The following is a 395-nucleotide window of genomic DNA, read 5'->3' on the forward strand; positions in this document are numbered from 1 at the left end:
CCCAGGCGGTCGAGCAGCGATAGGAGAATGCGACTATCACAAAGCCTCCAGCGTGCCTTGGCGTAAGCATCCCGTAGCTCTGCGTCATGCTCCAACTGAACGAGGTGGTCAACGTTCGGCGTTACCACAAACGAATAGGGCTGCTTGATGCCCTCGCGGATGCAGGACAATAAAGCTTTCTTATTGCCGGAATAGAAGTAAGCGTCTGCCGAACTCACCTTGCGTAATTCAGGCGGGTGCCCATTGATGCGGCAGTAGTTGGCCAATCTCGCTGGCCCGCTGTGTCGGCAGCCGCATCAGCACATCCTTCAGGTAGGCGTACGGATCATGCCCATTCATCCGCGCCGACTGGATCAGGCTCATGATCGCCGCCGCCCGTTTGCCGCTGCGCAGCG

At 58.5% G+C, this 395-nt stretch carries 1 protein-coding gene and 1 pseudogene; both read right to left on the reverse strand.

Annotated elements, in window-relative coordinates; all coding sequences use genetic code 11:
• Positions 1-218: pseudogene (locus V6943_RS20240) on the reverse strand (WecB/TagA/CpsF family glycosyltransferase); the annotation flags it as partial.
• Between the two features lie 10 nt (positions 219-228).
• On the reverse strand, positions 229-395 hold a 167-nt coding region (locus tag V6943_RS20245; RefSeq protein WP_340555135.1), incomplete at its 5' end, for a transposase domain-containing protein.

Origin of the sequence: Pseudomonas sp. CBC3, from assembly GCF_037967085.1 — a bacterium.
Taxonomy (GTDB): Bacteria; Pseudomonadota; Gammaproteobacteria; order Pseudomonadales; family Pseudomonadaceae; genus Stutzerimonas.